This is a genomic window from Edaphosphingomonas fennica (assembly GCF_003034225.1).
Taxonomy (GTDB): Bacteria; Pseudomonadota; Alphaproteobacteria; order Sphingomonadales; family Sphingomonadaceae; genus Sphingomonas_E; species Sphingomonas_E fennica.
This window is the reverse complement of record NZ_PHHF01000018.1, coordinates 185,009-210,615: the sequence shown is the minus strand read 5'-3', so window position 1 is coordinate 210,615 and position 25,607 is coordinate 185,009. Positions and strand designations below refer to the sequence as shown.

General features: G+C 70.1%; 28 protein-coding genes and 1 pseudogene. 11 read left to right on the top strand and 18 right to left on the bottom strand.

Features of this window, described 5'->3' with window-relative positions:
• Window positions 1-15: 15 nt before the first annotated feature.
• Window positions 16-897, top strand: a complete 882-nt coding sequence (locus tag CV103_RS04460; protein ID WP_170112546.1) for a dienelactone hydrolase family protein — start codon at window positions 16-18, stop codon at window positions 895-897.
• On the top strand, window positions 894-1,508 hold the full coding sequence (locus CV103_RS04455) for a glutathione S-transferase family protein (RefSeq protein WP_070934168.1): 615 nt from the start codon (window positions 894-896) through the stop codon (window positions 1,506-1,508). Before CV103_RS04460 ends, CV103_RS04455 begins: the two co-directional genes overlap by 4 nt.
• A gap of 79 nt (window positions 1,509-1,587) precedes the next feature.
• Here CV103_RS04455 and CV103_RS04450 read toward each other — a convergent pair whose 3' ends face one another.
• Window positions 1,588-2,319: a Bax inhibitor-1/YccA family protein gene (locus tag CV103_RS04450; RefSeq protein WP_015457256.1), complete on the bottom strand. Its 732-nt coding sequence runs from the start codon at window positions 2,317-2,319 to the stop codon at window positions 1,588-1,590.
• A gap of 113 nt (window positions 2,320-2,432) precedes the next feature.
• Here CV103_RS04450 and thpR point away from each other — a divergent pair, with 113 nt between their 5' ends.
• Window positions 2,433-2,966, top strand: coding sequence for an RNA 2',3'-cyclic phosphodiesterase (gene thpR, locus CV103_RS04445; protein ID WP_015457257.1), 534 nt, complete (start codon window positions 2,433-2,435; stop codon window positions 2,964-2,966).
• Window positions 2,967-2,985: 19 nt separating this feature from the next.
• On the opposite strand, the gene CV103_RS04440 is transcribed toward thpR, so the two are convergent.
• The 4 genes from CV103_RS04440 to CV103_RS04425 all read right to left on the bottom strand — a co-directional run bounded on the left by CV103_RS04440 (window position 2,986) and on the right by CV103_RS04425 (window position 4,992).
• Entirely contained in the window at window positions 2,986-3,465 is a 480-nt protein-coding gene (locus CV103_RS04440; protein ID WP_107394068.1) for a low molecular weight protein-tyrosine-phosphatase, read from the bottom strand.
• A 93-nt stretch (window positions 3,466-3,558) separates the two neighbouring features.
• Window positions 3,559-4,110, bottom strand: coding sequence for a superoxide dismutase family protein (locus tag CV103_RS04435; protein ID WP_015457259.1), 552 nt, complete (start codon window positions 4,108-4,110; stop codon window positions 3,559-3,561).
• Window positions 4,111-4,388: 278 nt separating this feature from the next.
• Window positions 4,389-4,670, bottom strand: a complete 282-nt coding sequence (locus CV103_RS04430) for an ETC complex I subunit (protein ID WP_015457260.1) — start codon at window positions 4,668-4,670, stop codon at window positions 4,389-4,391.
• 4 nt (window positions 4,671-4,674) lie between these two features.
• Entirely contained in the window at window positions 4,675-4,992 is a 318-nt protein-coding gene (locus CV103_RS04425; RefSeq protein ID WP_070934170.1) for a 2Fe-2S iron-sulfur cluster-binding protein, read from the bottom strand.
• Window positions 4,993-5,075: 83 nt separating this feature from the next.
• Here CV103_RS04425 and CV103_RS04420 point away from each other — a divergent pair, with 83 nt between their 5' ends.
• Both CV103_RS04420 and CV103_RS04415 read left to right on the top strand, forming a co-directional pair.
• Window positions 5,076-5,741 carry a DNA-3-methyladenine glycosylase family protein gene (locus tag CV103_RS04420; RefSeq protein ID WP_107394139.1) on the top strand — a complete coding sequence of 222 codons (666 nt, stop codon included), beginning with the start codon at window positions 5,076-5,078 and terminating at the stop codon, window positions 5,739-5,741.
• A 37-nt stretch (window positions 5,742-5,778) separates the two neighbouring features.
• On the top strand, window positions 5,779-6,582 hold the full coding sequence (locus CV103_RS04415; protein ID WP_107394138.1) for a transporter: 804 nt from the start codon (window positions 5,779-5,781) through the stop codon (window positions 6,580-6,582).
• Between the two features lie 45 nt (window positions 6,583-6,627).
• Here the strand turns inward: CV103_RS04415 and CV103_RS04410 are convergent, their stop codons facing one another.
• On the bottom strand, window positions 6,628-8,262 hold the full coding sequence (locus CV103_RS04410; RefSeq protein ID WP_015457264.1) for a CTP synthase: 1,635 nt from the start codon (window positions 8,260-8,262) through the stop codon (window positions 6,628-6,630).
• Window positions 8,263-8,402: 140 nt separating this feature from the next.
• Window positions 8,403-8,771, bottom strand: a complete 369-nt coding sequence (gene secG, locus CV103_RS04405; RefSeq protein WP_015457265.1) for a preprotein translocase subunit SecG — start codon at window positions 8,769-8,771, stop codon at window positions 8,403-8,405.
• Between the two features lie 182 nt (window positions 8,772-8,953).
• Between secG and CV103_RS04400 the strand changes: the two are divergent.
• Window positions 8,954-9,534 (top strand): annotated as a pseudogene (locus CV103_RS04400) (UdgX family uracil-DNA binding protein); the annotation flags it as partial.
• A 1-nt stretch (window position 9,535) separates the two neighbouring features.
• On the opposite strand, the gene CV103_RS04395 reads toward CV103_RS04400, so the two are convergent.
• The 4 genes from CV103_RS04395 to CV103_RS04380 form a co-directional block, all read right to left on the bottom strand.
• Window positions 9,536-10,351, bottom strand: a complete 816-nt coding sequence (locus CV103_RS04395) for an aldo/keto reductase (protein WP_107394067.1) — start codon at window positions 10,349-10,351, stop codon at window positions 9,536-9,538.
• Window positions 10,352-10,416: 65 nt separating this feature from the next.
• Entirely contained in the window at window positions 10,417-13,842 is a 3,426-nt protein-coding gene (gene smc / locus CV103_RS04390) for a chromosome segregation protein SMC (RefSeq protein WP_107394066.1), read from the bottom strand.
• A 30-nt stretch (window positions 13,843-13,872) separates the two neighbouring features.
• Window positions 13,873-14,619 (bottom strand): thioredoxin domain-containing protein, encoded by a 747-nt coding sequence (locus CV103_RS04385; protein ID WP_015457269.1) that lies wholly within the window; start codon window positions 14,617-14,619, stop codon window positions 13,873-13,875.
• Window positions 14,620-14,849: 230 nt separating this feature from the next.
• On the bottom strand, window positions 14,850-15,497 hold the full coding sequence (locus CV103_RS04380; protein ID WP_015457270.1) for a c-type cytochrome: 648 nt from the start codon (window positions 15,495-15,497) through the stop codon (window positions 14,850-14,852).
• Between the two features lie 201 nt (window positions 15,498-15,698).
• Between CV103_RS04380 and CV103_RS04375 the strand changes: the two genes are divergently transcribed.
• On the top strand, window positions 15,699-16,598 hold the full coding sequence (locus tag CV103_RS04375) for a prephenate dehydratase (RefSeq protein WP_041865092.1): 900 nt from the start codon (window positions 15,699-15,701) through the stop codon (window positions 16,596-16,598).
• Between the two features lie 10 nt (window positions 16,599-16,608).
• On the opposite strand, the gene nudC is transcribed toward CV103_RS04375, so the two are convergent.
• Both nudC and CV103_RS04365 read right to left on the bottom strand, forming a co-directional pair.
• Window positions 16,609-17,484 (bottom strand): NAD(+) diphosphatase, encoded by an 876-nt coding sequence (gene nudC / locus CV103_RS04370; RefSeq protein ID WP_015457272.1) that lies wholly within the window; start codon window positions 17,482-17,484, stop codon window positions 16,609-16,611.
• Window positions 17,485-17,489: 5 nt separating this feature from the next.
• On the bottom strand, window positions 17,490-18,575 hold the full coding sequence (locus CV103_RS04365) for an A/G-specific adenine glycosylase (protein ID WP_107394065.1): 1,086 nt from the start codon (window positions 18,573-18,575) through the stop codon (window positions 17,490-17,492).
• Window positions 18,576-18,601: 26 nt separating this feature from the next.
• Between CV103_RS04365 and CV103_RS04360 the strand changes: the two genes are divergently transcribed.
• Both CV103_RS04360 and CV103_RS04355 read left to right on the top strand, forming a co-directional pair.
• Window positions 18,602-19,168 carry a DUF721 domain-containing protein gene (locus tag CV103_RS04360; RefSeq protein ID WP_245896641.1) on the top strand — a complete coding sequence of 189 codons (567 nt, stop codon included), beginning with the start codon at window positions 18,602-18,604 and terminating at the stop codon, window positions 19,166-19,168.
• The gene (locus tag CV103_RS04355) at window positions 19,169-19,891 is read left to right on the top strand and encodes a DsbA family protein (RefSeq protein ID WP_107394063.1); all 723 of its coding nucleotides are present in this window, start codon (window positions 19,169-19,171) and stop codon (window positions 19,889-19,891) included.
• Between the two features lie 3 nt (window positions 19,892-19,894).
• Here the strand turns inward: CV103_RS04355 and CV103_RS04350 are convergent, their stop codons facing one another.
• Window positions 19,895-20,632: a metallophosphoesterase family protein gene (locus CV103_RS04350; RefSeq protein ID WP_015457276.1), complete on the bottom strand. Its 738-nt coding sequence runs from the start codon at window positions 20,630-20,632 to the stop codon at window positions 19,895-19,897.
• A 38-nt stretch (window positions 20,633-20,670) separates the two neighbouring features.
• Window positions 20,671-21,495 (bottom strand): SDR family NAD(P)-dependent oxidoreductase, encoded by an 825-nt coding sequence (locus CV103_RS04345; RefSeq protein ID WP_070934183.1) that lies wholly within the window; start codon window positions 21,493-21,495, stop codon window positions 20,671-20,673.
• A 196-nt stretch (window positions 21,496-21,691) separates the two neighbouring features.
• Between CV103_RS04345 and CV103_RS04340 the strand changes: the two genes are divergently transcribed.
• Window positions 21,692-22,036: a hypothetical protein gene (locus CV103_RS04340; protein ID WP_084653211.1), complete on the top strand. Its 345-nt coding sequence runs from the start codon at window positions 21,692-21,694 to the stop codon at window positions 22,034-22,036.
• Window positions 22,037-22,046: 10 nt separating this feature from the next.
• Here the strand turns inward: CV103_RS04340 and CV103_RS04335 are convergent, their stop codons facing one another.
• Window positions 22,047-23,207: an aminotransferase gene (locus CV103_RS04335; RefSeq protein WP_070934184.1), complete on the bottom strand. Its 1,161-nt coding sequence runs from the start codon at window positions 23,205-23,207 to the stop codon at window positions 22,047-22,049.
• Between the two features lie 148 nt (window positions 23,208-23,355).
• Between CV103_RS04335 and CV103_RS22315 the strand changes: the two genes are divergently transcribed.
• The gene (locus CV103_RS22315; RefSeq protein ID WP_170112545.1) at window positions 23,356-23,511 is read left to right on the top strand and encodes a hypothetical protein; all 156 of its coding nucleotides are present in this window, start codon (window positions 23,356-23,358) and stop codon (window positions 23,509-23,511) included.
• A 117-nt stretch (window positions 23,512-23,628) separates the two neighbouring features.
• On the opposite strand, the gene CV103_RS04330 is transcribed toward CV103_RS22315, so the two are convergent.
• Both CV103_RS04330 and CV103_RS04325 read right to left on the bottom strand, forming a co-directional pair.
• On the bottom strand, window positions 23,629-24,810 hold the full coding sequence (locus CV103_RS04330) for a glycosyl transferase-like UDP-glucuronosyltransferase (RefSeq protein ID WP_107394062.1): 1,182 nt from the start codon (window positions 24,808-24,810) through the stop codon (window positions 23,629-23,631).
• A 6-nt stretch (window positions 24,811-24,816) separates the two neighbouring features.
• Window positions 24,817-25,575, bottom strand: a complete 759-nt coding sequence (locus CV103_RS04325; RefSeq protein WP_015457281.1) for a competence/damage-inducible protein A — start codon at window positions 25,573-25,575, stop codon at window positions 24,817-24,819.
• Window positions 25,576-25,607: the final 32 nt, after the last annotated feature.

Below are 25,607 nucleotides of genomic sequence, written 5' to 3'. Positions count from 1 at the left end.
ATGGAGGGAGAGGCGATGACCGACAAGGATCTCCGTGCCCGCGCGATCGCGCTCTACGACCGTTTCACCCACGATCATCACAACCGCCGCGCCTTCCTGGCGGAACTGACCACGCTGGCCGGGAGCGCCGCCGCCGCCAACGCGCTGGCGGCCGCCATCGCCGCCGATCCCGCCGCCGCCGCGATCGTGCCCGCCGACGACAAGAGGCTGAAGACCGGCGAGGCGAGCTGGAAGACCGGCACTGACCGGACGATGACGGGCTACCGCGCCAGCCCCGCCAATGCCAAAGGCCCCCTGCCCGCCGTGCTGGTGATCCACGAGAATCGCGGCCTCAACGATCATATCCGCGACGTGACGCGCCGGGTGGCGCTGGAAGGCTTCCTGGCGGTGGCGCCCGATTTCCTTTCGCCCGCGGGCGGCACGCCGGCGGACGAGGCGAAGGCGCGCGAGATGATCGGCGCGCTCGATCTCGCGGCCGCCGTGCAGGATGGCGCCGCCACGGTGCGCTGGCTGAAGACCGACAAGGCCGGCAACGGCAAGGTCGGCGCGGTCGGCTTCTGCTGGGGCGGCGCCATGGCCAACCGGATCGCCGTTGCGGCGGGATCGGCGCTGAGCGCGGCCGTGCCCTATTACGGCCCCGCCCCCGATCCGGCCGAAGCCGCCAGGGTGAAGGCGGCGATGCTGCTCCATTATGCCGGCACGGATGAGCGGGTGAACGCCACCGCCAAGCCCTGGATCGAGGCGCTGAAGGCGGCCGGCATGCCGGTGCAATCCTATTTCTACGAAGGCACCTTCCACGCCTTCAACAACGACACCTCGGCCGAACGCTACAACAAGGCGGCGGCCGATCTTGCCTGGGACCGGACGATCCGGTTCCTGAAGGAGAGGCTGGGATGAGCGAGCTGATATTCTACACCAACCCGCAATCACGCGGACGCATCGTCCGCTGGATGCTGGAGGAGGTCGGCGCCCCCTATCGCACCGAGGTCGTCGGCTACGGCCCCGCGATGAAGGGGCCGGATTATCTGGCGATCAACCCGATGGGCAAGGTGCCCGCGATCCGCCATGGCGGCGCCGTCGTCACCGAGGCGGCGGCGATCTGCGCCTATCTGGCCGATGCCTTCCCCGCCGCCGGCCTGGCGCCGCCCACCACGGAGCGGGCGGATTATTATCGCTGGCTGTTCTTCGCGGCCGGCCCGATCGAGGCGGCGGTGACGGACAAGACGCTGAAGGCGGTGCCCACGCCCGAGCAGCGCGCCTTCGTGGGCTATGGCTGCTACGAGAATGTCGTCGACGTGCTCGATGTCCTGCTCTCCGAACGGCCCTATTTCTGCGGGGAAAGCTTCACGGCGGCGGACGTCTATGCCGGATCGCAGATCGCCTTCGGCCTGATGTTCAAATCGATCGAGGAGCGCCCGTCCTTCCGCCGCTATGTCGATCGCATCCAGGCGCGCCCGGCCTATGCCCGCGCCGCCGAACTGGACGATGCGGCGGCCGCCGCGGCCTGAACCTCGGCCCTCCCCCGCACAAGAAAAAGGCCCGGCGGATCGCTCCACCGGGCCTTTTCCATGCGCCTCGCGGCCAAGATCAGTCGCGATTGCCCATGAGCTGGAGCAGGAAGGTGAACATGTTCACGAAGTCGAGATACAGCGACAGCGCGCCCATGATGACCGTCTTGCCGACCATGTCGGTGCCGGCCACGTAGAAATACATGCTCTTGATCTTCTGCGTGTCATAGGCGGTGAGGCCCGCGAAGATCAGCACGCCGAGGAAGCTGATCACCAGCGCCATCCCGCTCGACTGCACGAACAGGTTGATGAGGCTCGCCACGATCAGGCCGACGACGCCCATGATCAGGAAGGTGCCGAAGGCCGAAAGGTCGCGCTTCGTGGTGTAGCCGTAGAGGCTGAGACCGGCGAAGGCGGCCGCGGTCGCGAAGAAGGCCTGGGCGATGTCGACGCCGCCATAGATCAGGAAGATCGTGGACATCGAAAGGCCCATCACCGTCGCGAAGGCCCAGAACAGCGCCTGCGCCGCGAAGGTCGACAGCCGGTTGATGCCGAAGCTCAGCACCATCACGAAGGCCAGCGGCGCGAGGATGATCACCCAGCGCAGCGGCCCGCCCGAGAACACGGCTTCCGCCATGCCCGAACGCGCGAACAGATAGGCGACGATGCCCGTGAGCAGCACGCCCGACGCCATGTAATTATAGACCGAAAGCATGTAGGAGCGCAGACCCGCGTCGATCGCGGCGTCGCGCGTGCCGGCGGCCGTCGGCCTCGCCGCTGCGGTCGTCCGGGGGTCGGACCAGTTTGCCATCGCCATCAAACTCCATATCCGCGGTCGCAATTCGCGCCGCTCAGGGCCAATATCGGCGGATTGCCGCGCCTTTTCAACGGAGACACCTGTAACATGATATTGCGGAGAAGCCCATGCACCGGCTGTTCGTAGCCATCCGGCCGCCGCGCGCGATGCGGCAGGCGCTGCGCGGCATCATGGGCGGCATCGCCGGCGCGCGCTGGCAGGATGATGCGCAGCTCCACCTGACCCTTCGTTTCATCGGCGAGGTGGACCGGCATGTGGCGGAGGACGTGGCCGCGGCGCTGGGCGCGATCCACCATCCGCGCTTCCTGCTGGCGCTGGACGGGCTCGGCCAGTTCGACCGGCGCGACCGGATCGACAGCCTGTGGGCGGGCGTGACCCCGCATGATGAGGTGACGGCGCTCCACAACAAGGTGGATCAGGCGCTCACCCGCGTCGGCATCGCGCCCGACACGCGGGCCTTCCTGCCCCACATCACCATCGCCCGCTTCGGCCGGCATGCGGGGCCGGTGGAAGCGATGCTGTCGCAGGCCGCCGGGCTTTCCGGGCCGGCCGAGGAGATCGACAATTTCTGCCTCTACGAAAGCCGGCTGGGCAGCGAGGGCGCGACCTACGAGATCGCGGCCCGCTACCCGTTGGATTGAAAGCCGCTGAAACCCTGTCTCAGCCCTTCAGCCGGTCCGCCAGCCCGCGCGCGCCGGCCACGACATCCGCCCAGGTGATGTCGAAACCCGCCTCGTCGCCATAATAGGGATCGGCCACCGCCTGCCCTTCCCGGCCCGGCACATGATCGAGGAGCAGCGAAAGCTCCGCCGTCGCGTCGGCCGGGCTCAGCGCGCGCAGATCGGCGAAGTTGTTGGCATCGAGCGCGACGATATGGCTGAACCGCCTGAAATCGTCGGGCGTCACCTGGCGGGCGCGATAGCCGGAAATGTCGATGCCGTTGCGCCGGGCCACCGCCTGGGCGCGCTTGTCCGGCGCGTGGCCGAGATGCCAGTCGCCCGTGCCGGCCGAATCGATCTCCGCATCCAGGCCGATCCGCGCCGCTTCCTCGCGAAAGGCGGCCTCCGCCAGCGGCGAACGGCAGATATTGCCGAGGCAGACGAACAGCACGGCGGGCCTGGACGAAGCATCGATGGACAAGGGCGATCTCCCGGAAACGAACCGGGCGGCCTTAGGCCAAAGCGGCTTCGCGGAGAAGCCGCCCGGAGCCCAGGGCCGCCCGTGAACGGAAGATCAGTTGGGAACGACCACCCCGCAGGCGATGCGGCCACCGCTATTGCCGGTGGGATCGGTGCGATAATCATCCGGCGATGCGTGGACGACCAGCGCCGCGCCGTCCGCATCGATCAGCGGATTGTCGCCGCCCGTCAGCCGCGCGCCGGGAATGGTCGCCTCGACGCGGCCGGCGCCGTCGGTGCCGACGATCAGGTTCGGCAGGTCGCCCCAATGCGGGCCACCCTGCGCATCCTTGCCGTGGACCATGTGGGTGGGGTTCCAATGGGTGCCGGCGCTGACGAAGCCCGGCCCCTCGCACAGGCCCACCATGTGGAGGTGCAGGCCGTGGGCGCCCGGCGGCAGCCCCTGGCCCTCCACCGCGACGCGGACGCCGCCGTCAAGCTGGGTGAGCGTGGCGCTGCCCAGCGACGCCCCGTCCGGCCCGGCCAGCGCGACGCTGGCGGTGGTGGCGGCCGGCGCCGGCGGCTCCGCGCCGCCGCCCGCGCCGCTGGTGGCGCAGGCACCCAGCATCCCCGCCATGGCGAGCGGCAATATCGTGAGGTAGCGCATCATCTTCTCCCTATTCGCCCGTATCGATCCGGTGGCGTAACGCTCGACCATAAGGTCGGTTGCAGCGAACGGGAACCGGGCATGTGGGAAAAGCGGTTGCAATCTCGGGATTGTTCCGCCGGAATCGGATGAAATGCCGCACCCGCCGGCATCCCATGACGCCGGCAGCCGCCCCTGCCCGCTCGGGCCGGGCCTTTCGACCCGGCTCGACACGAACGGAAGTTTCCGGTGCATCCGGCCGGGCGAGGCTCGCGAAGCGCCCGCCACGGCCCGATCACTTAAAGGAAATTCTCCGCATAGGTGCGGATGCGCAGCGTCTTGGGCGCGGCCGGCACGACCGACGCGGTAAGGCCCTCGGCCTCCGCATAGGCCCGCGCCTTGTCCAGCGACGGGAAGACCAGCCTCACCTGCTCGCGCGTGTCGCCCGATCCGGCCCAGCCGGTGAGCGGATCGGGGCGCTTCGCCTCGCGCGGTTCATATTCCAGCACCCACTGGCCGGCGCGGGCGCGGCCGGACTGCATGGCGTTCTTCGACCGCTGGTAGATGCGGGCGGCAGGCATAGGATCAATCCTCCGGTGCGATGGTGACGCGCAGCCCGTCCAGCTCTTCGGTGAACGGGATCTGGCAGGACAGGCGCGAAGTCGCGACGCGATGGTCGGAACTGTCGAGCAGGTCGTTCTCGTCGTCGCCCATGGGCTTGAGCTTGTCGAAATCGGCCGCGTCGACATGGACATGGCAGGTCGCGCAGGAACAGCAGCCCCCGCACAGCGCCAGAAGCTCGTCAAAGCCGTTGTCGCGGATATTTTCCATCACCGTCAGGCCAACCTGGCCATCGACGACCTTCTCTTCCCCTTCGCGCGTGACGACGAACAGCTTCGGCATTATGGCTTCTCCCCTCGCTCATGCGAGCCTGTTTACGGGCGGCTATGTCTGTCCAAGCCAGCGAAATCAAGGGCGGACGCGACATGGGATTGACGGCGGAACAGCTGAAGGCGGGGCTGGATGCACTGGCAGGCTTCGAAAATGCCTTCGCGGTGCGGCTGGGCGAGATCGGCTATCCCGAGCCGCGCATCCGGGCGCGCGGCTATGAGACGCTGCTGCGCACGATCATCGGCCAGCAGGTGAGCGTGCATGCCGCGAACGCCGTGTGGAACCGGCTGGAGGCCGCGCTGGGATCGGCGGCGGACCCGGCGGCGCTGGCCGCGGCATCGGACGAGACGCTGCGCGCGGCGGGGCTTTCGCGGCAGAAAAGCGGCTATGCGCGCAGCCTTGCCGATCATGTCACCTCCGGCCGGCTGAACCTCGAATCCCTGCCCGACGACGATGAGGAGGCGATCGCCCAGCTGGTCGACATCAAGGGCATCGGCCGCTGGTCCGCCGAGATCTATCTGCTGTTCGCGGAAGGGCGGACGGACATGTGGCCGGCGGGCGATCTTGCCGTCCAGATCGAGGTGGGAAGGCTGATGGGCCTCGCCGATCGCCCTTCGGAAAAGCTGACGCGCGAGATCGCGGAAAAATGGCGGCCGCATCGCGGCGCGGCGGCGATCTTCACCTGGCACAGCTATGGCGAGGCCGCGAAGGCCGCCCGAAAGACCGCGTCGGCCGCCGCCGCCGACAAGCTTCCTCTATGATGGGGTGACACCCAACCGGAAACAGGCCTTCCGCATGATGCACCGCCCCGCTTTGGCCGTTCTGCTGCTCGGGGCGATCGCCGCCAGCCCCGCCGTCGCCGGGGAAGGCCGCGATCTCTGCCCCGACCGGCCGGGAATCGGCACCCCGGCCTGCACGCTCGATCCGGGCCGGGTGCAGATCGAGGCCGGGATCGGCGACTGGACGATGGATCGCCAGGCGGACAGCCGCACCGATACGATAAGCGCGGGCGATTTCCTGCTGCGCGTGGGCCTTGGCGAACATATCGAGGCGCAACTGGGCTGGACGGCCTTCGGCCACGTCCGCACGCGCGACAGGGCGACCGGCGCGGTGGACAAGGCTTCTGGTGCCGGCGACGTCACCCTGGCCATCCGCCGCAACCTCGCCCGGCCGGACGGCGGCGGCTTCGCGATCGCGGTGCAGCCTTATGCGACGCTGCCGGCCGGCGGCCATGCCATCGGCGCAGGCGATTGGGGCGCGGGCCTCCTGGTGCCGCTCAGCTACGACCTTTCCGATCGTTTCCAGATCGCGCTGACGCCGGAAATCGACGCCGCCGTGGACGAGGACCGCGACGGCCGTCACCTTTCCTACGGCACCGCCGCCGGCCTGGGCGTGGCGATGAGCGAGGCGGTTTCAGCAACGATCGAGATGGCCGCCTATCGCGATCGCGATCCCGCCGGCCATTCGACGCAGCTGCTGGCGGGGCTCTCCTTCGCCCTGCAATCGGGCGAGGATATGCAGTTCGATGCCGGCGCCAATGCGGGGCTGAACCACGCGACGCCGGATATCGAGCTTTATCTGGGAATTACGCGGCGTTTTTGAGAAAGCGCGGGAACCGTCCTTTCCGGCCGGCCCCCGCGCCCGGCGTCAGACGAGCCGGCTCTGCTCCAGCGCCGCCGCCACGAAGCTGGCGAACAGCGGGTGCGGATCGAACGGCTTGGACTTCAGCTCCGGGTGGAACTGCACGCCGATGAACCAGGGATGGTCCGGCCGCTCGACGATCTCGGGCAGGGCGCCGTCGGGCGACATGCCGGAGAAGATCAGCCCCTTGGCTTCCAGCGGCTCGCGATAGTTGATGTTCACTTCGTAGCGATGGCGATGCCGTTCCGAAATGTCGGTGGCATTGTAGATCGAGGCGACCCGGCTGTTGCCGGAAAGCCGCGCCGGATAGGCGCCCAGCCGCATCGTGCCGCCCAGATCGCCGTCGGCCGTGCGCACTTCCATGCCGCGCGCCGATTTCCATTCGGTGATGAGGCCGACAACCGGATTCTCGGTAGGCCCGAATTCCGTGGTGGAGGCATCGGCGATGCCCACCAGGTTCCGCGCGCCTTCGATGCAGGCCATCTGCATGCCCAGGCAAATGCCGAAGAAGGGCACGTTGCGTTCGCGGGCGAAGCGGACGGCGGAAATCTTGCCTTCCGATCCGCGCTCGCCGAAGCCGCCGGGCACGAGGATGGCGTGGCACGGTTCCAGGCTGGCGGCGATGTCCGATTCCGGCGCCTCGAACAGCTCCGAATCGATCCAGCGGATGTTCACCTTGACCCGGTTGGCGATGCCGCCGTGGACGAGCGCCTCGTGCAGCGACTTATAGGCGTCGAGCAGGCCGGTATATTTGCCGACGACGCCGATCGTCACCTCCCCTTCCGGGTTGACGATGCGATCGACGATATCGTCCCAGCGCGAAAGATCGGGCGATCCCGCCGCCTCGATGCCGAAGGCGGCCAGCACCGCGCGGTCCAGCCCCTCGGCATGATATTGCAGCGGCACGCCGTAGATGGTGCTGGCATCGAGCGCGGGGATCACCGCATCGGCCGGCACGTTGCAGAACAGGGCGATCTTGGCGCGCTCGCTGGCGGGCAGCGGCCGATCCGAACGGCAGACCAACACGTCGGGCTGGATGCCCAGCGAGGTGAGGTCGCGCACCGAATGCTGGGTCGGCTTGGTCTTCAGCTCGCCCGCCGCCGCGATATAGGGCACCAGCGTCAGGTGCACGAACACCGAATTGCCCCGGCCCAGATCGTTCCGGAGCTGGCGGATCGCCTCCATGAAGGGCAGCGATTCGATGTCGCCCACCGTGCCGCCGATCTCGCACAGCACGAAATCCAGGTCGTCCGTCTCCGCGCGGGCGAATTCCTTGATCGCGTCCGTCACGTGCGGGATCACCTGGACGGTGGCGCCCAGATAGTCGCCGCGCCGTTCCTTGGCGATGATGTTCTGATAGATCCGGCCCGTGGTGATGTTGTCGGACTGGCGGGAAGGAACGCCGGTAAAGCGTTCATAATGCCCGAGATCGAGGTCCGTCTCGGCCCCGTCGTCCGTCACGTAGACCTCGCCGTGCTGATACGGGCTCATCGTGCCCGGATCGACGTTGAGATAGGGATCGAATTTCCGAATGCGGACCCGATAGCCACGCGCCTGCAGGAGGGCAGCAAGACTTGCCGCCATGAGACCCTTGCCGAGCGAGGAGACCACGCCGCCGGTGATGAATATGTACCGCGCCATGGGAGAAATGGCTTAGCCGCGAGTGGAGGTAGGGAGCAAGGCAGGAACTCCAAAAAAACGACCGAGCGCGCCAGCGAAGCCGCCGACGCGTGAAGGCCGGTTATGCGATGGACGGACGCCCGGTCATCCGGGCGCCGGGATCATTGCGCGAGCGGAACCGCGCTGTTGGCAGGCGCCGCCGCGTCATTGGCGGGCACCGCCGGCGCCGTGGGAGCGGCGGCCGGAGCCTCGCCCTGCGGCGCGGGCTGGCGGGCGAGCGACTGATCGATCTCGCGCGGGGCGCGCTGCATCGTCGCCATCGCGGCCAGGCCGATCGACATGACGATGAACAAGGTGGCGAGGATCGTCGTCGCCCGCGTGAGGAAATCGGCCGCGCCGCGCGCGCTCATCAGCCCGGTGGGGCTGCCGCCGACGCCCAGGCCGCCGCCTTCCGAACGCTGCATCAGGATCACGGTGACGAGCGCCGCCGCGATGATCGCGTGGACAACGAGAAGGAAGGTGAACAGCATCGGCGATCGATCTTTCGGCAAGGCTTGCGGCTTCGCGGCCGGATATGGACGTCGCCTCTACAGATTCAACCCGCCGGGTTCAACCGCGCCGATGGGGGAGAATAGCGCTCCGCCCCGCGTTGGATGCATGGAACGCCCCTGGAAGCACGGGAAAGGGCATGGCCGATCGGCCCGAAAAGGAATGGCGAAGCCTGCGCGAGGCGGCGGCCGGCTGCCGCCGCTGCGACCTCTGGCGCAACGCCACGCAGACGGTGTTCGGCGAAGGCCCGGCCGATGCCGCGCTGATGCTGGTGGGCGAGCAGCCGGGCGATCAGGAAGATCGGCAGGGCCGCCCCTTCGTCGGCCGGCGGGGCGGATGCTGGATCGCGCGCTGGCGGAAGCCGGCATCGACCGGGATCGCGTCTACCTTTCCAACGCGGTCAAGCATTTCAAGTTCGTGCCGCGTGGCAAGCGGCGGCTGCACCAGAAGCCGGACGGGGGCGAGATCGCGGCCTGCCGCTGGTGGCTCGATCGCGAACGGGCGCTGGTCCGCCCCCGCGTCACGCTGGCGCTGGGGGCCACGGCCGCCCGCGCGCTGATCGGCAAGATAGTAACGATCGGCGGCACACGCGGCCGGACGATCGAGCTGGCGGACGGCGGCCTCGGCCGGGTGACGATCCATCCGAGCTTCCTGCTGCGGATCGCCGACAAGGCCGATGCGCGCGCCGAATATGAAAGGTTCGTGGCCGATCTGGGCGCCGCGCTGGCGCTGGCGGAAGGGTGAGCTACATCGACATGGGATCGGGGCCGTGCCGCCCATCCGGGCTGTCCAGGGCATCGATCGCGGCCATGTCCTCCGCATCCAGCCGGAAATCGAGCGCGCCCAGATTTTCCCGCAGCCGCGCCTCGCTGGATGTCTTGGGGAAAACGATCAGCCCCTTTTCGATATGCCAGCGGGTCAGCACCTGCGCGGGCGTGCGGCCGTGCCGCGCGGCGATCCGGGCGATGACGGCATCGTCCAGCAGCCGGCCCCGCCCCAGCGGCGCCCAGCTTTCGGTCGCGATGCCGTGCGCGGCGTGGAAGGCGCGCAGCTCGCGCTGCTGGAAGCCGGGGTTCAGCTCCACCTGGTTGACCGCCGGCACCACGCCGGTTTCGCCGATGATCCGTTCGAGATGGGGGATGGCGAAGTTGGAGACGCCGATCGACTTCGCCTTGCCCTCGTCCCGCGCGCGGATCAGCGCCTTCCAGCTTTCGACATAGAGGTCGCGCGACGGCACCGGCCAGTGGATGAGATAGAGGTCCACGCTCTCCGTGCCGAGATTGGCGAGGCTGCGGTCGAGCGCGGCCAGCGCCGTATCGAAGCCCATGTCCGCCATCCACAGCTTGGTGGTGACGAAAACCGGCTTGCCCGAAGCGCGGACGGCGGCGCTCACCTCCGCCTCGTTGCGATAATAAGCGGCGGTATCGACCGATCGGTAGCCCAGCCGGATCGCCGCCGCGACCAGCGGCTCGGTATCGGCCGGCGGCATCTGGAACACGCCCAGGCCGAATTGCGGAATATCGCGGCCGTCGTTCAGGGCGATGGTGGGCTGGTCGCTCATGCCGATGCTCCAAGGCTGTTTCCAAAGGGGCAGATGGGCGCTTGCGGCGGCCAGACAAGGGCGGCCTATTCCGCCGCCAGCAGCCTTTCCGCCCCGCCCAGATCCACCGATACCAGCCGGCTGACCCCACGTTCCACCATGGTGACGCCGAACAGCCGATGCATCCGCGCCATCGTCACCGCATTGTGGGTGACGATCAGGTAGCGCGTCTCGGTTTCCTGCGTCATCCGATCGAGCAGGTCGCAGAAACGTTCGATATTCGCGTCGTCCAGCGGCGCGTCCACCTCGTCCAGCACGCAGATCGGCGCGGGATTGGTGAGGAACAGGGCGAAGATCAGCGCCACCGCCGTCAGCGCCTGTTCCCCGCCGGAAAGCAGGGTGAGCGCCGCCAGCTTCTTGCCCGGCGGCTGGGCCATGATCTCCAGCCCCGCCTCCAGCGGATCATCCGATTCGGTGAGCGCGAGATGCGCCTCCCCGCCCGCGAACAGCGTGGTGAACAGCCGGCGGAAATGCTGGTCCACCGCCTCGAACGCCGCCAGCAGGCGCACCCGCCCCTCCCGGTTGAGGCTGCCGATCGATCCGCGCAGGCGGTGGATCGCCTCGCCCAGCTCATCGCGCTCGGCCTGGCCGGTGGCGCGCGCTTCCTCCAGCTCCGCCAGCTCGGTTTCGGCGACGAGGTTGACGGGGCCCAGCCGTTCGCGATCGGCGGTCAGGCGGTCCAGCGTGGCCGACTGGGCGGCGGCATCCCCCACCTCCCCGCTGGCGAAGCCGATCTTCTCGGGCAGCACCGGCGCCGGGCAGCCGAAGCGCTCGCCGGAGATGCGGCCCATCTCCACGCGGCGCAATTCCTGATTCTCGTGCCGGGCGGCCGCCCCTGCCCGCCCCTCGCGCGCGGCGGCCAGCGCCTCGCCGCTCTCCGCCGCCGCCCGTTCGGCCTGGCGGAGCCGATCCTCGGCCACGCGCTCGGCCTCGCGGGCTTCGGCAGCGGCGGCTTCCGCCCCGGCCGCTTCCTCTTCCAGCGCGGCGATGCGGGCATCCAGCCGGGCGGGCGCCTCGGCCAGCGCCGCCTGCTCCTTCGCCACCGCATCGGCCCGCTTCGCCATCTCGTCGATCCGGCGGGCGGCATCGCCCGCGCGCGATCGCCAGCTCTTCGATTCGGCACGCACCGCCTCCAGCCGGCGGGCATCCGCCTCGATCCGCTGGCGGAGCGTGGCCAGCGCGGCGCGCAGATCGGCCAGGCTGGAACGGGCGGCATCATTGGCCTGGCGGAGCTGATCGACCTTGCGGGCCGTCGCCAGCCCATCCGGCAGGGCCGCCACGCCCGCCTCGGCCTGGGCGGCCGCATCCGCCGCCTCCGTGCGCTCGGCGGCCGCCCGCTCGGCGCGCTGCTCCAGCGTCGCCCGCTGGCCGGCCAGCCGCTCGATCGCGGTGCCCGCCTGATCGGCATCGCGCACCGCGGCCCGCATCGCATTCTCGGCATCGGCGAGCCGGCGGCGGCCGTCATCGATCGCGGCACGGGCGGCGGCGAACGCCGCCTGCGCCGCCGCCACCGCCACGCCAGCCTGCTCCACCGCCGCGCGCGCCGGCGGCAGCGCCTGCTCGATCGCGGCGAGGCGATTGACCCGGATCAGCCGCTCGGCGGCCGCCGCGCCGACATCCTCGGCGACGAAGCCGTCCCAGCGCCGCATGCGCCCGTCGCGGGTGACGAGGCGCTGGCCGGCGGCAAGGCGGATCGCGCCGTCATCCGCATCCACCACGCCCACCTGCGCCAGCCGCCGCGCCAGTTCGGCCGGCGCCTCCACCCAGGCCGCCAGCGCCTCCGCGCCGGCCGGCAGGGCAGGATCGGAGGGATGGCGATCCGCCCCCGCCCAGCGGCGCTTGCCGGCAGGCCCGACGGTCGCGGAAAGCTCGTCGCCAAGCGCCGCCGCCAGCGCCCGCTCATAGCCGGGGGCGGCACGCACCTTGCCCAGCGCCTGATCGCCGCCGGCATCGGAAGCCAGCCCCCGCGTCAGCGCCTGGAATTCGCTTTCAAGCGCCGCCAGCGCCGCGCGGGCGGCGGCGGCTTCGCTTTCCGCGCCATCGCGCCGGGCGGCGGCGGCATCCCGCTCCGCCTCGGCTGTCGCGATGGCGGCCGTGGCGTCGGCGGCGGTGGATTGCGCCGCATCGCGCCGGGCCAGCGCCTCCTGCTGCCGGGCGAGAAGCGGCTCCGCATCCGGCAGCGCCGCGACATCGGCCTCGGCCCGCGCGCGCTCGGCCTCGGCGCGCTGGAGCCGCTGGCGGGCGGCGGCCAGCGCGGCCTGGGCGACGCGGACCTCGGCCTGCTCCGCCGCCTGCTCGGCAACCGCGTGGGCGAGCGCAACTTCCGCGTCGCGCGCGGCGCCCTCGGCCTCGCTTACCCGCGCGGCGAAGCCCGCCTGCTCGGCATCGGCGCCGGCCCGCGCGGCGGCGAGCGCCTTGTCCTCCTCGGCCAGCCGGGCGAGCGCGGCGGAGGCATCCACCGCCAGCGTATCCTCGCGCGCCCGATCCCGCTCCAGGGTCTCGCCCTGGCGGGCAAGCTCGGCAAGGCGGCTTTCCAGCGTCGTGCGCTCGGCCCGCAACGTGGTGAGCTGGTGGCCGGCCTCCGCCGCCGCCTCCCGCGTCGCCTGCGCCCTGGCCCGCGCATCGCCCACCGCACGCACCGCCTCGGCCAGATGGGCGGCGGCGGCGCGCTGGGCCTCGGCAGCGGCATGGACGGCGGCTTCGGCGGCGGCCGCCTCGGCCTTCGCGGCATCGGCGGCGGCCGCCGCCTCCCGCCAGCGGGCATAGATCAGCCGCGCCTCGGCCAGCCGGATCTGATCGGAAAGCTGGCGATAGCGCTCGGCCGCGCGCGCCTGCCGCCGCAGCGCATTGGCGCGGACGTCCATGTCGGCCAGCAGCTCGTCCAGCCGGACGAGATTGGCCTCGGTGGCGCGGAGCTTCTGTTCGGCATCCTTGCGGCGGACGTGGAGGCCGGCGATGCCGGCGGCCTCCTCCAGCATCTGCCTCCGCTCGGTGGGCTTGGCCGCGATCACGGCGGCGATGCGCCCCTGGCTGACCAGCGCGGGCGAATGGGCGCCGGTCGCCGCGTCGGCGAACAGCAGCGCCACATCCTTGGCGCGGACATCCCGGCCGTTGATGCGATAGGCGGAACCGGCGCCGCGTTCGATGCGGCGGACGATCTCCACCTCGCCTTCCTGCCCGTCACCCGTGGCGGCGCGATCGACCAGGATGGAAACCTCGGCGAAATCGCGCGCCGGCCGCTGGGTGGTGCCGGCGAAGATCACGTCTTCCATGCCGCCGCCGCGCATCGACTTGGCCGAGCTTTCGCCCATGGCCCAGCGGATCGCCTCCAGCAGGTTGGATTTGCCGCAGCCGTTGGGGCCGACGATTCCCGTCAGCCCCGGCTCGATGCGGAGTTCGGAGGGTTCGACGAAGCTCTTGAAGCCCGAAAGCTTGAGCCGCCTGATCCGCATGGCGGTCTATGCCCCCCCGGCCCCGAGGCCTCAGCCGCCCAGCGCGGTGTTCAGCGCGGCCGAAAGCGAGTTGAAGTCATACACGCCTTCGGCGAGCTTGCCGTTGATCAGGAAGGAAGGCGTGCCGGTGATCTTGTCCTGATTGGCCCCGCGTTCGCGAATCGCCAGGATCTGATCGAGGCCGGCCTTGTCCGCCAGGCACTGATCCGCCTTTTCCTTGGAAAGGCCGCGCGCCCGGAAGAATTCGTCCATGCCCGCCGCCGTCGCCAGCGCGCCGAACTGCTGGCTTTCGGGCAGGCCCTGGATGCGGGTGATTTCCGCATTGCTGATCTTGCTGATGTTCGGCGCCCAGTTCTTCTGCTCGGCATAGGTCTGCTCGACCAGCTTGAAGAAAGGCCCCTCGCCCTGGCAGCGCGCCAGCAGCGAGATCGAGACATCGACCGGGTTCAGCACGAACGTGCGGAATTCCCAGCTCACCTTGCCGGTGCGGACATAATCCTCGCGCAGCTTCGGCACGCCATGCTCGGAGAAGTCGGCGCAGTGCGGGCAGGTGAGCGAGGCATATTCGACGAGCTTCACCGGCGCATCGGGATTCCCCATGCGGAATCCGCCCTCGGGCGTCTTCACCACCGTTTCGGTCCAGTCCTTGCCGGCGGGCGCGGTGGCGGCGGCCGATGCGTTGCCGGCCGCGGCCGCATTGTCGGTGGCGTCCTGCTTGCCGCAACCGGCAGCCGTGAGCGCGAGCGCGGCGACGGCCCAGCGAAAATCGATCTTCATGACTTGGGGAAACTCCTGGTGGCCCTGTTGCGCGATCATGGCGCGGCGCGCGGCCGGCTTCAACGGCTTATCGCGCAAAGGCGCCATCGGCCGCGACGGCGGACGCACCGGCGGGCACGCGGACTTTGCGGCCCGATCGATCGCGGGATGGCAGAAAATGAAAACGCCGCCCCAACCATGTTGAGGCGGCGGCATGCGGACGGAGGGGCGGCAGGCCCCTCCGCGCGGCATCAATGCGTGGCGGGCGCGGCGGCGGGGGCCGCTTCGTTGCCGGCGGCCGGGGCTTCGGCCGAAGCATTGCCTTCCGCGGGCGCCGCCCCTTCGGCGGGTGCCGCCGCCGCTTCGGCCGGCACGGCGGGAAGCGGCTTCGGATGGTCGCTCTGCTGGTTGAGATAGGCGATGATGTTGGCGCGATCCTCGGGCTTGGAAAGGCCCGCGAAGGTCATCTTCGTGCCCGGCGCGAACTTCTTCGGATTGTGCAGCCAGTCGCTCAGATTCTGCCAGTCCCAGGTGCCGCCCTTGCCCTTCAGCGCCTCGGAGAAGGCGAAGCCATGGGCGCCCTGGCCCACCGGCTCGCCCAGCACGCCCCAGAGGTTGGGGCCGAGCGCGTTGCTGCCGCCCTTGTCGGCATTGTGGCAGGCGGCGCACTTCTTGAACACGTCCGCGCCCTTGGCCGGGTCGGCGCTGGCGAGATAGAAGGCGATCGGCTTTTCGGCCTCGGCCGCCTCGCCGCCTTCATCCTCGACGCCTTCGACCACATAGCCCATCTTTTCGGGGCGTTCGGCCTTGAAATATTCACCCGTAAGGATCGAGAGCCCGAGCGCCGCGATACCGCCGGCCAGCGCCCAGCCAGCAATGGTGTTGAAACGGTTGTCCATGCCTTTTCGAAACCTCCTCGGGGGCCGCGCTTCCCCTGCGCGGTCAAAAGCGGGTTTCCTTTAGTTTCGAGAGTCTCGCACCGCAAGCGCGGCTTATCTGTGCGAATCATTCTCAAAAAGCCGGCGGCGGCGACATTATCCGTCCCCGCGCCAAGGATCGGGTTGCGGCGGGGCGTGGGCCGGCCTAAGCGCGCCGCCGACATGGAAAGCTATCCTGCCCCCGCGCGCGCGCTCGTCGCGCAGATGATGGCCGCCGCTGCGGCCGATCCCGCCCGCGCCGTCGCCTTCCAGGGCGCGCCGGGCGCCAATTCGCACATCGCGGTGGAGCAGGCTTTTCCCGAGGGGCTGGCGCTCCCCTGCTTCAGCTTCGAGGACGCGATCGACGCCGTGCGCGAGGGCCGCGCCGATCGCGCGATGATCCCGATCGAAAATTCGCTGCACGGCCGGGTGGCCGACATCCACTTCCTGCTGCCGGAATCGGGCCTCGTCATCACCGGCGAGCATTTCCTGCCGATCCGCTACGCGCTGATGGGCACCGGCGCGATGGAGGACGTGGCCGAGGTGATGAGCCATCCGCAGGCGCTGGGCCAGTGCCGCAACTGGCTGCGCGCGCGGGGCCTCCGCCCCATCAGCTATGCCGACACCGCCGGCGCCGCCGCCATGGTGGCGGAGATCGGCGCGAAGCGCACCGCCGCCATCGCGCCGCCGGCCGCCGCCCAGCTCTACGGCCTCGATATCCTGGCCGACGGGCTGGAAGATGCCGAACACAATATGACCCGCTTCGTGATCCTGGCTCTGGACGGGCAGCCGGTGCGGGAAGCCGGGCCGGTGATGACCACCTTCATCTTCGAGGTGAAGAACATCCCCGCCGCGCTCTACAAGGCGATGGGCGGCTTCGCGACCAACGGCGTGAACATGACCAAGCTGGAAAGCTACCAGCGGGGCGGCAGCTTCGCCGCGACGGAATTCTACGCCGATATCGAAGGCCATCCCGAGGACCCGGCCGTGGCCCGCGCGCTCGAGGAACTGGCCTTCCATTCAAAATGGGTCCGCATCCTCGGCACCTATCCGAGGGCGCGGGCGCGCGGCGGGGAAGCCTGATCCGGGGCCGTCAGGCTCCGGCCCCGTCCAGCCAGCGCGCGAACAGCGTGTGGGCGATGGCATAAGGCGGCGGGGCGATGAAGGGCGCCGAAGGGTCCCCCGCCAGCGCCGCGGCCACCTCGTCCCGCCCCACCCACATGGCATGTTCCAGCTCGTTGGCGTCCAGCGTCACCGCATCCGATTCGACATCGGCGATGCAGGCCATCATCAGCGATGAGGGAAAGGGCCAGGGCTGGCTGGCGACATAGCGCACCCGCGTCGCCCGCACGCCCGCTTCCTCGAACAGCTCGCGGGCGACCGCCTCCTCCATCGATTCGCCCACTTCGACGAAGCCGGCCAGCGCCGAATAGCGCCCGGCGGGAAAGCGCGGCTGGCGGCCGATCAACACCCGGCCCCGATATTCGGCAAGCATGATGACAACCGGATCGGTGCGGGGGAAATGTTCCGCCCCGCACGCGCCGCAGCGCCGCGCCCAGCCGGCGCGCATCGTCTGCGTCTCATTGCCGCAGCGCGCGCAGAAACGATGGCGGGCGTGCCAGTCCACCAGGCTGCGCGCGGCGGCATAGGTGCCGGCCTCGCCATCGGGCAGGCCATCCAGCAGCCGCCAGATCAGGTTGTGGCCGCTGCCCGTCGCCGCCGGATCGAGCGCCACGAAGCGTGGCCGCCCGTCGATCAGGCCGAGCAGCGCCAGCTCCACCCCGGCCGGCGCCTCGGCAAGCGGCGCCCATTCGAGCCGCCCATCCGGCGCGGCGACGGGATCGAGCCCCTCCATGCGGAGCAGCAGCGCCGCCGGGTCCCCGGCCCGCGCCGCCAGCAGGCCGGGATGATCGCGTTCGTTGTCGATCCGTTCGAGGGGCGATCCCGTGAAACCCGGTGCCATGTGCATGCCCGTCACTCTCCGTCTTTTCCGCGCGCTTTCTGGGCGAGCCTCGCCGCCTTTGCAAACAGGGTGGGAAGGCCGGCCTCGCCGATGCGGGCGACCGGCCACCATTCCCCCTCCCCCGCATCGCGGCCGGGCGCGACGGCGGTGACGACATCCAGCTCCAGCGCGAAATGGGTGAAGACATGCGCCACCTTCCCCGCCGATCGCCACGCAGCCGATCGGGGCGCGCCGGCAAGGCCCGGATCGGCATCGGTCCACGGCCCGGTCGGAAGCGCGCGCATGCCGCCCAGCATCCCCTTGTCCGGCCGGCGGACCAGCAGCACCGCGCCCTCCGCCTCCAGCCAGAAGGCGGTGCCCTTGCGCTCCGGCCGCGCCGCCTTGGGGGCCTTGGCCGGGAACCGTTCGGGATCGCCTGCGCGGAAGGCCGCGCAATGATCGATCAGCGGGCAGATCGCGCAGGCCGGCCGCTTGGGCGTGCAGATGGTGGCGCCCAGATCCATCATCGCCTGCGCGAAATCGCCGGCGCGCATGTCGGGGGTGATGCCGTCCGCCGCCGCGCGAATCGCGGGCTTGGCGGCCGGTAGCGGCGTTTCGATGCGGAACAGCCGGGCAACGACGCGCTCGACATTGGCGTCCACCACCACCGCCCGCCGGCCGAAGGCGATCGCGGCTATGGCGGCGGCGGTATAATCGCCGATGCCCGGCAAGGCCCGCAGGCCGGCCTCCTCGTCGGGAAAGCGCCCGCCCGCCGCCGCGACCGCGCGCGCGCAGGCGATCAGGTTGCGGGCGCGGGCATAATAGCCGAGCCCCGCCCACGCGCCCATCACCTCGGCATCGTCGGCCGCCGCCAGCGCCTCCACGGTCGGCCAGCGCCGGGTGAATTCGGCGAAGTATCGGCCGACCGCCGCCACCGTCGTCTGCTGCAGCATCACTTCGGAAAGCCAGACGCGATAGGGATCGGCAGGCGGATCGCCCGGCGGCGCGCGCCATGGCAAGCGCCGCGCCGCCCGGTCATACCAGGCCAGCAGGCCGGCGGCGATCGGGGGTGCGGTGGAATAAGCGATCGGATTCGCGACGGCGCTGTCGACGGGCATGGCCGCGCTATGGCATGGGAAAGCCGATGACGGAACGGAAGACCAGAACGCCCAGCACGCGCCGCACGCGATCCGCCGAGGAAGCGCCGCCGCGCCAGAACCGCGCGCGCGCCGTGGCGGATATGGTGCCCGATGTGGGCCGCGCCTCCTTCCGCCGTTTCGGCTTCGTCCAGTCCGCGGTCGTCAGCCGCTGGGGGGAGATTGTCGGCCCGCGCTATGCCGGCGTTTCCGCTCCCGAATCGATCCGCTTCCCGCAGGGCAAGCGCGCCGAAGGGGTGCTGACGCTGACGGTGGAAGGCGCGCATGCGGCGATGATGCAGCATGTCGCGCCCGAGATCGTGGAGCGGGTGAACCGTTTCTTCGGCTATCCGGCCGTCGCCCGCGTCGCGATCCGGCAGGGAATCACCGCCAGGCCCCAGCCCCGCCGCGCCCCGCCTTCGCTGAAGCCGCTGCCGGCCGATCTGATGCCCGTGGAGCTGGGCGACAGCCTGCGGACGATCGCCGATCCGGAACTGCGCGCCGTGCTCGAATCGCTGGCCGACGCGATCACCGCCACCAAAGGCCCGCCTGTTATCGATGATGGAAACAAATAGATGATCCAGTTTCGCGCCGTGCTGACGGCGTTCGCCTCGCTCGCCGCCATCGGCGCGTCCGCCGCCCTGCCGCCCGCCACCGCCGTGGCGGCCCCGGCCAAGGCGCCGGACTGGAACCGCCGCATCGCCGCCACGCCCGAGGGCGGCTGGCTGATCGGCAATCCGGCGGCGCCCGTGAAGCTGATCGAATATGCATCCTACACCTGTCCGCATTGCGCGCATTTCATGGCGGAAGGCATGCCCATCGTCCGCCGCGATTATATCGCCACCGGCAAGGTGAGCCTGGAATTCCGCCAGTTCGCGCTCAACCCGATCGATCTTACCGAAGGGATGCTGGTGCGCTGCACCGCCACGCCCGCCGCCGCCGTGGCGCTGGGCGAGAAGATGTTCGCCGATCAGCAGGCCATCCTCGATCGCGCGCCGGACGAGGCGACGGGCGAGAGATTGAGCGCCACGCCCCCGGCCCAGCTCCACACCGCGCTCGCCCAGGCGATGAAGCTGGACGAATGGGCGACGAAGAACGGCCTGCCCGCGCCGCGCGTGAAGGCCTGCCTCGCCGATCTCAGCCTGCGCGACCGCATCGTCGCCATCCGCGGCAAGGCGATCGAAAGCTATGACATCCAGGGCACGCCCAGCTTCGTGCTGAACGGCAAGGCGCTGGAAAAGACCTTCAACTGGCAGGCGCTGGAACCGCAGCTCAAGGCGGCCGTGGCCGGCAAATAGCCGCTACATCATCGTCCGCAGCGATACGTCGAGCCGGCCGTCCTCCACGCGCAGTTCGTTGAAGGATGGCGGCGCGTCGCGCAGGCGTTCGGAAAGCGTGCCGGCGCCGATCAGCCTGACCGGCCCGGCGGCGGTATCGACCCGCGCGTCGAACGGCTGGTGGACATGGCCGCTCAGCACCGCCTCGGCGCCGGCGGCCGCCACCGCCTCCAGCGCCTTCTCGCCGCGCAGGGTTTCGCCATGGCCGTCGGGCATGTCGTTGCCGATCAGCGGATGATGGCAGGCAATGATCGCCATATGATCGGGCGGGCAGGCGCGGAGCCGCTCCACCGCCTCGACGATCGCACGCCTGCGCACCACGCCCCATGACCAGTTGAACCGCCATTGCGCCCGCGTCGTGGTGCGCAGCGGCACCAGCCAGATGCCCGGCAGGTCCAGCGGCAGCTCCAGCGCGCGCCGCAACCGCTCATAGCGGCGATAGGGCGCGGCGATCCGGGCGATCGGGTTGAAATAAGGCAGGTCGTGATTGCCCGGCTCGATCGATACCGGCACGTCCAGCCGCTGCAGCCACAGGGTCGCCGCTTCATATTCGCTGGATCGCGCCCGCATCGTCAGATCGCCGGTGATGACCACGGCATGCGGCCGCTCCACCCGCACGCGATCGGCGAACCAGGCGACGGCCGCGACGTCCTCGCGGCCGAAATGGAGGTCCGATGCATGGAACAGGCGGGTGGCGGCCATGCGGAATCAATGCCGCCACCCGCATTGGGGTTCCCGCCTCAGGCGTCGGCGGGTTCGCCGCCGTTCCAGGAAAATTCGGGGGTGCGGCGGGCCAGGATGGTTTCCGTCCGCGCCTTCAGCATCGGATCGAGCGCCTCGGGCTGGGGCACGATCCAGAATTCGCCGGCCGCGATCGCCTCATACACCTTGTCGGCGAACGGCCCCGGCTCCAGCCCATAGCTGTCCAGCATGTGACGCAGTTCGTCCACGAAGCGCTGGGTGGCCGGGTTCACCGCGCCGCCGAACGGGTTTTCGAAGATCGCGGTCTTCACCGGGCCGGGTGCCAGCAGGCTCACCCGCACCGGCGCGCCCAGCATCGCCAGCTCCGCATGGAGCGATTCGGTCAGCGCCACGGCGGCGAACTTGGTGACGCTATAAGGCGCCATCAGCGGGCTCGCGCCGAAGCCGCCGACCGATGCGGTGTTGACGATATGGCCGCGCCCCTGATCGATCATGCGCGGCACGAAGGCGCGGATGCCGTGGAGGATGCCCTTCAGGTTCACGTCGATCGATGCGTCCCAGCGGGCGGGATCGATCTCCCAGCTATAGCCCGTCGCCATGATCCCGGCATTGTTGAACAGATAGTCGACCCCGCCGAAGGCCGCCCAGGCGGCGTCGGCCAGCGCCGCCAGCGCCGCCGGATCGGCCACGTCGGTGGGCACCGCGATCGCGCCCTCCAGCGATGCCGCCAGCGCCTCGGCGGCGGCGGCGTCGCGATCGGCCAGCACCAGCTTCAGCCCAAGCGCGTGCCCGCGTTCCGCCAGCCCCCGGCCGATCCCGCTCGCCGCCCCGGTGATGACCGCAACCTTGCCCTCGAACGCCATATTGATCCTTTCCCGTCGATATTTCGGTCGATTTAGTCGACGGCGGCGCGACGCGCGCCCTCCAAACGGACATGCATGCGGCGTTGCGGGCGATCCCTGTGGCAAGCGTCACAGCCTCCGGCCCGGGGAAGGCGCATCAAGGCCGAAACAGCCGGCCGACGCGCGATTCGCCCGCAGCGTGTGACAGGAGCGTAAGATGAGCTGGATATCATCCCTCGACAGCTTTGCCGGGGCCCGCGAAACCGATGCCCCCCTGCTCGCGCTTTCGGCGCGCGAATGGCAGGTGATCGGCCTCGCCATCAACGAGGCGCGCCGGGCCGCCGGCAGCGGCATCGCCTCGCGCTGGCGGCGCATGTTCAGCCTGCTGACCGGAATCGAGGCCCCTCGCCCGCTGGCCGATCCCCGGCTGGAGGCGCTGCGCGGCTTCGTCTGCGCCGCGCGCGCCGGCCGCAGCGGCGCGGAAACGCTGGCCGCGCGGCTGATGGAGCTTGGCTTCAGCGCCGATCAGGTGAGCGCGGTGCGAATGCTGGCGGCGCGGTAGATCGCGCGCCTCAGCTTTCGAACAGCCCGCGCGCGATGGCCATGCGGGCGATGCCGGCATCGATCGTCTCGTCCTGCTTGGCGAAGCACAGCCGCACCACGCCGCGCACCGCATCCTCGGCATAGAAGGCCGAAACCGGGATGGTGGCGACGCCGGCCTCCCGCACGGCGATCTCGGCGAAGGTCACGTCGTCGGCGGCGATGCCCGATCCCGGCAGGTCGACCGACAGGAAATAGGTGCCGGCGGACGGCAGCACGCGATAGCCGGCATCGGCCAGCCCCGCCGCCAGCCGATCCCGCGACCGCGCATAGCCGGCCCGCATCTCGTGGAAATAATCGTCCGGCAGGGCGAGGCCATGGGCGGCGGCGGCCTGCAGGTTGGGCGGCGTGGTGAAGGTGAGGAACTGGTGCGCCTTGGCCAGCACCCGGCTCAGCGCGGGCGACGCGCACATCCAGCCGACCTTCCAGCCGGTGAGCGAGAATATCTTGCCCGCCGATCCGATCTTCACCGTGCGGTCGCGCATGCCGGGCAGCGCCATGATCGGCAGATGGCGGCGGCCGTCGAACACCAGATGCTCCCACACCTCGTCGCTGATGACGACGGCGTCGTGGGCGACGGCGCGCTCCGCCAGCAGCGCCAGCGATGCCGCGTCGAACAGGCTGGCGGACGGGTTCACCGGGTTGTTCAGGATCACCAGCCGCGTCGCCGGCGTGAAGGCCGCGTCCAGCATCGCCGCGTCGATCCGCCAGTCCGGCGGCGCGAGCCGGGCGAAGCGCGGCACCCCGCCGGCCCGCAGCACCAGCGGCAGATAGGCGTCATACATCGGCTGGATCAGCAGCACCTCGTCCCCCGGCCGGACGAGGGCGAGAATCGCGGCGGCCAGCGCCTCGGTCGCGCCCGAGGTGATCGTCACCTCGCTCGTCCAGTCCAGGTCGATATCCTGGTGGCGGCGATAATGATCGGCGACGGCGCGGCGCAGCTCCGGCAGGCCGGGCATCGGCGGATACTGGTTCGATCCCTCGCGCAGCGCCGTGACGGCCGCCTCGATCACGCTTTCCGGCCCCCGCGCATCGGGAAAGCCCTGGCCGAGGTTGATCGCGCCCAGCTCGCGCGCGAGTGCCGACATCGCTTCGAAGATCGTCGTCGGCATCTCGGCATAGATCGGGTTCATGGCCGGCAGACTAGCCCATCGGGCGGCCGCGCCGGAAGGGCGCATCGGATCGATCGGCCAAAGGCCATCTATCACCCCTTGATAATGTATTTTGGGTTGCGCCTTTTTCTCTATCGTTTTAGTAGTGTTTGTAGGAAAGGAGGCCGCCATGATCGATACCGCCATCATTCCGCGCCGCCCGGATGCCGCCGGCCAGCGCGAAACCCGCCGCCGCGAAGATGCGGCCCCCAGGTACGCCGCGCCCACGCCGGCCACCCTGACCGCCGAGGAATTCTGGGCGCGGATCGACGCCGCGCCACGCTGACAGAGATGCTTTCTGCCCGGTGGGAACCCCCTTCCCACCCCGGGCAAGGGGACCGATCCTCCTCTCCGATCGAATCCCTAGGACTGGACCCGACCGTTGCGACGGCCGGGTCCTTTTTTATGCGGCGATCAGCGCTTCCACGGCATCGGCCACGGCCCTGGCGCCGCCCGGCACCGCCGCCGCGCGGAAAGCGGGCGCGGCATCGCGGCAGCGCGCCGCCATCGCCCTGTCGGCAAAGCCTTCGGCCAGCAGCCGCGCCATGCCCGGCCGATCCAGCGCGCGGAATTCCGCCTGCCGCCCCAGCCCCGCTTCGGCGAGCGCCAGCCCCGTCAGCCGTTTTTCCAGATCGAAGGAGGGGACGATGTGCGGCAGCCCGGCGCAGAGCGCGGCGGCGGCAAGGCCGATGCCGCCATGGCTCACGATCAGGCGCGATCGCTCGACGATCCGGGCGATCGGCACCGGCTGCCGTTCGACCGTGATGCCCGCCTGTTCCAGCACCGCCGCGTCGGCATCGGCGATGCTGGGCATGTGGAGGCGGATCGGCAGGCCGGCATCCACCATCCCGGCCAGCAGCGGCGCGCGCACCGTCTGCGCCCCGTTGAGATAGACGAATATCTCCTCCCCGCGCCCGTCCGCCAGCGGCGGCAGGCTGCCCGTCGCGGCCGAAACGGGCGGCGGCGCATATTCGCCCTCCCGCCGCCAGCGGCGATAGGGATCGAGCAGGGGAAAGGCCTGCACCAGCACCCGATCCGCCGCGAACAGCGCCGGCAAGGCGGGCAGCGGCGCGGCGCCGGCCAGCCCGATCTCGCGATTGGCGGCCGCGAGCAGCGCCGCCTCGTCCCGCGCCGCCGGATCGCCGGTCAGGCTGGGAAATGCGGCCAGCCCGGCCGGCGGCTGGGCGAATCCGGTGCCGAACGAAAGCAGGGGCACCCGCCCGCGCGCCGCCGGCAGCAGCGCGGGCGCGAACTCCGCCGCCACCGCATCCGGCCTGACCGCGGCCAATATCCTGTCCCACGCCCGGATCAGGCCGGAAAGCACGCCAGCCTCGCCCAGCCCCACCGCGCTCAATATGTCCCCGAAGGTGGCGGGCGCCGATCGCGAAGGCCGCGCCCGCGATGTGATGAGAGCCGGCCATAAAGGCGCCTGCCAGATTTCGAACCCCGCCGGCATCGCCGCCGTCTGCTGCACCGCCAGCACCGGATCATGCCCGCGCGCGCGCATTTCCGTGGCGAGATCGATCAGATTTTCGGCATGGCCCCGGCCGGAGCCCAGCTCCCACCCGATCAGGATGCGGGCCATCGCCCCTCAGATGCCGCCGGCGAACACGTCATGCCCGGCCTCGCGCAGCCGCGCGGCCAGATCGTCCGCGCAGGCGTCGAGCCGCGCCTCGTCGGTCGATCGGATCACGAAATTCGCGCCCACCGTGCCGTCGCGGAAGAAGGGGTAGCTGCCGATCTGGCAGCCGGGATGCGCGGCCTCGGTGGCGCCCAGCATGTCCGCCACCTCGCTTTCCGCCACCCAGCAGCCCAGCGTGCGGGAAATCAGCGGCCGCCCGCCTTCCAGCTTGCCGGAAAGCGCCTCCAGCATCAGCCCGGCGATATGCGGCACGCCCGCCATGATGATGACGTTGCCGATCCTGATCCCCGGCGCGCCGGACATGCGGTTTTCGATCAGCTCGGCCCCCTCGGGCACCCGCGCCATGCGCAGCCGCGCCTCGGTAAGGCCGCCGCGCGTGGCATAATATCCCTCCAGCACGGCCTTCGCCTTGGGATGGACGATCACCGGCCGGCCGAGCGCCGCGGCGATCGCATCCACGGTGATGTCGTCATGGGTGGGGCCGATGCCGCCGGTGGTGAACAGATAATCGTTGCGGGCCCGCAGCTCGTTCACGGCGGCCACGATCGCGGCCTCCACGTCCGGCACCACCCGCACCTCGGCCAGGCGGATGCCCTGCAGGTTCAGCCACAAGGCGACCTGGGAAATATTCTTGTCCTGGGTGCGGCCCGACAGAATCTCGTCGCCGATCACGATCAGCGCGGCGGTCCAGATACGATCCTCGTTCATCGGCCGTGGCATAATGCAAGTAACAGGCGCTG

Coding starts and splice junctions, on each gene's coding strand:
- CV103_RS04460 (WP_170112546.1), top strand. CDS start 16: ATGACCGACAAGGATCTCCGTGCCCGCGCGATCGCGCTCTACGACCGT.
- CV103_RS04455 (WP_070934168.1), top strand. CDS start 894: ATGAGCGAGCTGATATTCTACACCAACCCGCAATCACGCGGACGCATC.
- CV103_RS04450 (WP_015457256.1), bottom strand. CDS start 2,319: ATGGCAAACTGGTCCGACCCCCGGACGACCGCAGCGGCGAGGCCGACG.
- thpR (WP_015457257.1), top strand. CDS start 2,433: ATGCACCGGCTGTTCGTAGCCATCCGGCCGCCGCGCGCGATGCGGCAG.
- CV103_RS04435 (WP_015457259.1), bottom strand. CDS start 4,110: ATGCGCTACCTCACGATATTGCCGCTCGCCATGGCGGGGATGCTGGGT.
- CV103_RS04430 (WP_015457260.1), bottom strand. CDS start 4,670: ATGCCTGCCGCCCGCATCTACCAGCGGTCGAAGAACGCCATGCAGTCC.
- CV103_RS04425 (WP_070934170.1), bottom strand. CDS start 4,992: ATGCCGAAGCTGTTCGTCGTCACGCGCGAAGGGGAAGAGAAGGTCGTC.
- CV103_RS04420 (WP_107394139.1), top strand. CDS start 5,076: ATGGGATTGACGGCGGAACAGCTGAAGGCGGGGCTGGATGCACTGGCA.
- CV103_RS04415 (WP_107394138.1), top strand. CDS start 5,779: ATGCACCGCCCCGCTTTGGCCGTTCTGCTGCTCGGGGCGATCGCCGCC.
- CV103_RS04410 (WP_015457264.1), bottom strand. CDS start 8,262: ATGGCGCGGTACATATTCATCACCGGCGGCGTGGTCTCCTCGCTCGGC.
- secG (WP_015457265.1), bottom strand. CDS start 8,771: ATGCTGTTCACCTTCCTTCTCGTTGTCCACGCGATCATCGCGGCGGCG.
- CV103_RS04395 (WP_107394067.1), bottom strand. CDS start 10,351: ATGAGCGACCAGCCCACCATCGCCCTGAACGACGGCCGCGATATTCCG.
- smc (WP_107394066.1), bottom strand. CDS start 13,842: ATGCGGATCAGGCGGCTCAAGCTTTCGGGCTTCAAGAGCTTCGTCGAA.
- CV103_RS04385 (WP_015457269.1), bottom strand. CDS start 14,619: ATGAAGATCGATTTTCGCTGGGCCGTCGCCGCGCTCGCGCTCACGGCT.
- CV103_RS04380 (WP_015457270.1), bottom strand. CDS start 15,497: ATGGACAACCGTTTCAACACCATTGCTGGCTGGGCGCTGGCCGGCGGT.
- CV103_RS04375 (WP_041865092.1), top strand. CDS start 15,699: ATGGAAAGCTATCCTGCCCCCGCGCGCGCGCTCGTCGCGCAGATGATG.
- nudC (WP_015457272.1), bottom strand. CDS start 17,484: ATGCACATGGCACCGGGTTTCACGGGATCGCCCCTCGAACGGATCGAC.
- CV103_RS04365 (WP_107394065.1), bottom strand. CDS start 18,575: ATGCCCGTCGACAGCGCCGTCGCGAATCCGATCGCTTATTCCACCGCA.
- CV103_RS04360 (WP_245896641.1), top strand. CDS start 18,602: ATGACGGAACGGAAGACCAGAACGCCCAGCACGCGCCGCACGCGATCC.
- CV103_RS04355 (WP_107394063.1), top strand. CDS start 19,169: ATGATCCAGTTTCGCGCCGTGCTGACGGCGTTCGCCTCGCTCGCCGCC.
- CV103_RS04350 (WP_015457276.1), bottom strand. CDS start 20,632: ATGGCCGCCACCCGCCTGTTCCATGCATCGGACCTCCATTTCGGCCGC.
- CV103_RS04345 (WP_070934183.1), bottom strand. CDS start 21,495: ATGGCGTTCGAGGGCAAGGTTGCGGTCATCACCGGGGCGGCGAGCGGG.
- CV103_RS04340 (WP_084653211.1), top strand. CDS start 21,692: ATGAGCTGGATATCATCCCTCGACAGCTTTGCCGGGGCCCGCGAAACC.
- CV103_RS04335 (WP_070934184.1), bottom strand. CDS start 23,207: ATGAACCCGATCTATGCCGAGATGCCGACGACGATCTTCGAAGCGATG.
- CV103_RS22315 (WP_170112545.1), top strand. CDS start 23,356: ATGATCGATACCGCCATCATTCCGCGCCGCCCGGATGCCGCCGGCCAG.
- CV103_RS04330 (WP_107394062.1), bottom strand. CDS start 24,810: ATGGCCCGCATCCTGATCGGGTGGGAGCTGGGCTCCGGCCGGGGCCAT.
- CV103_RS04325 (WP_015457281.1), bottom strand. CDS start 25,575: ATGAACGAGGATCGTATCTGGACCGCCGCGCTGATCGTGATCGGCGAC.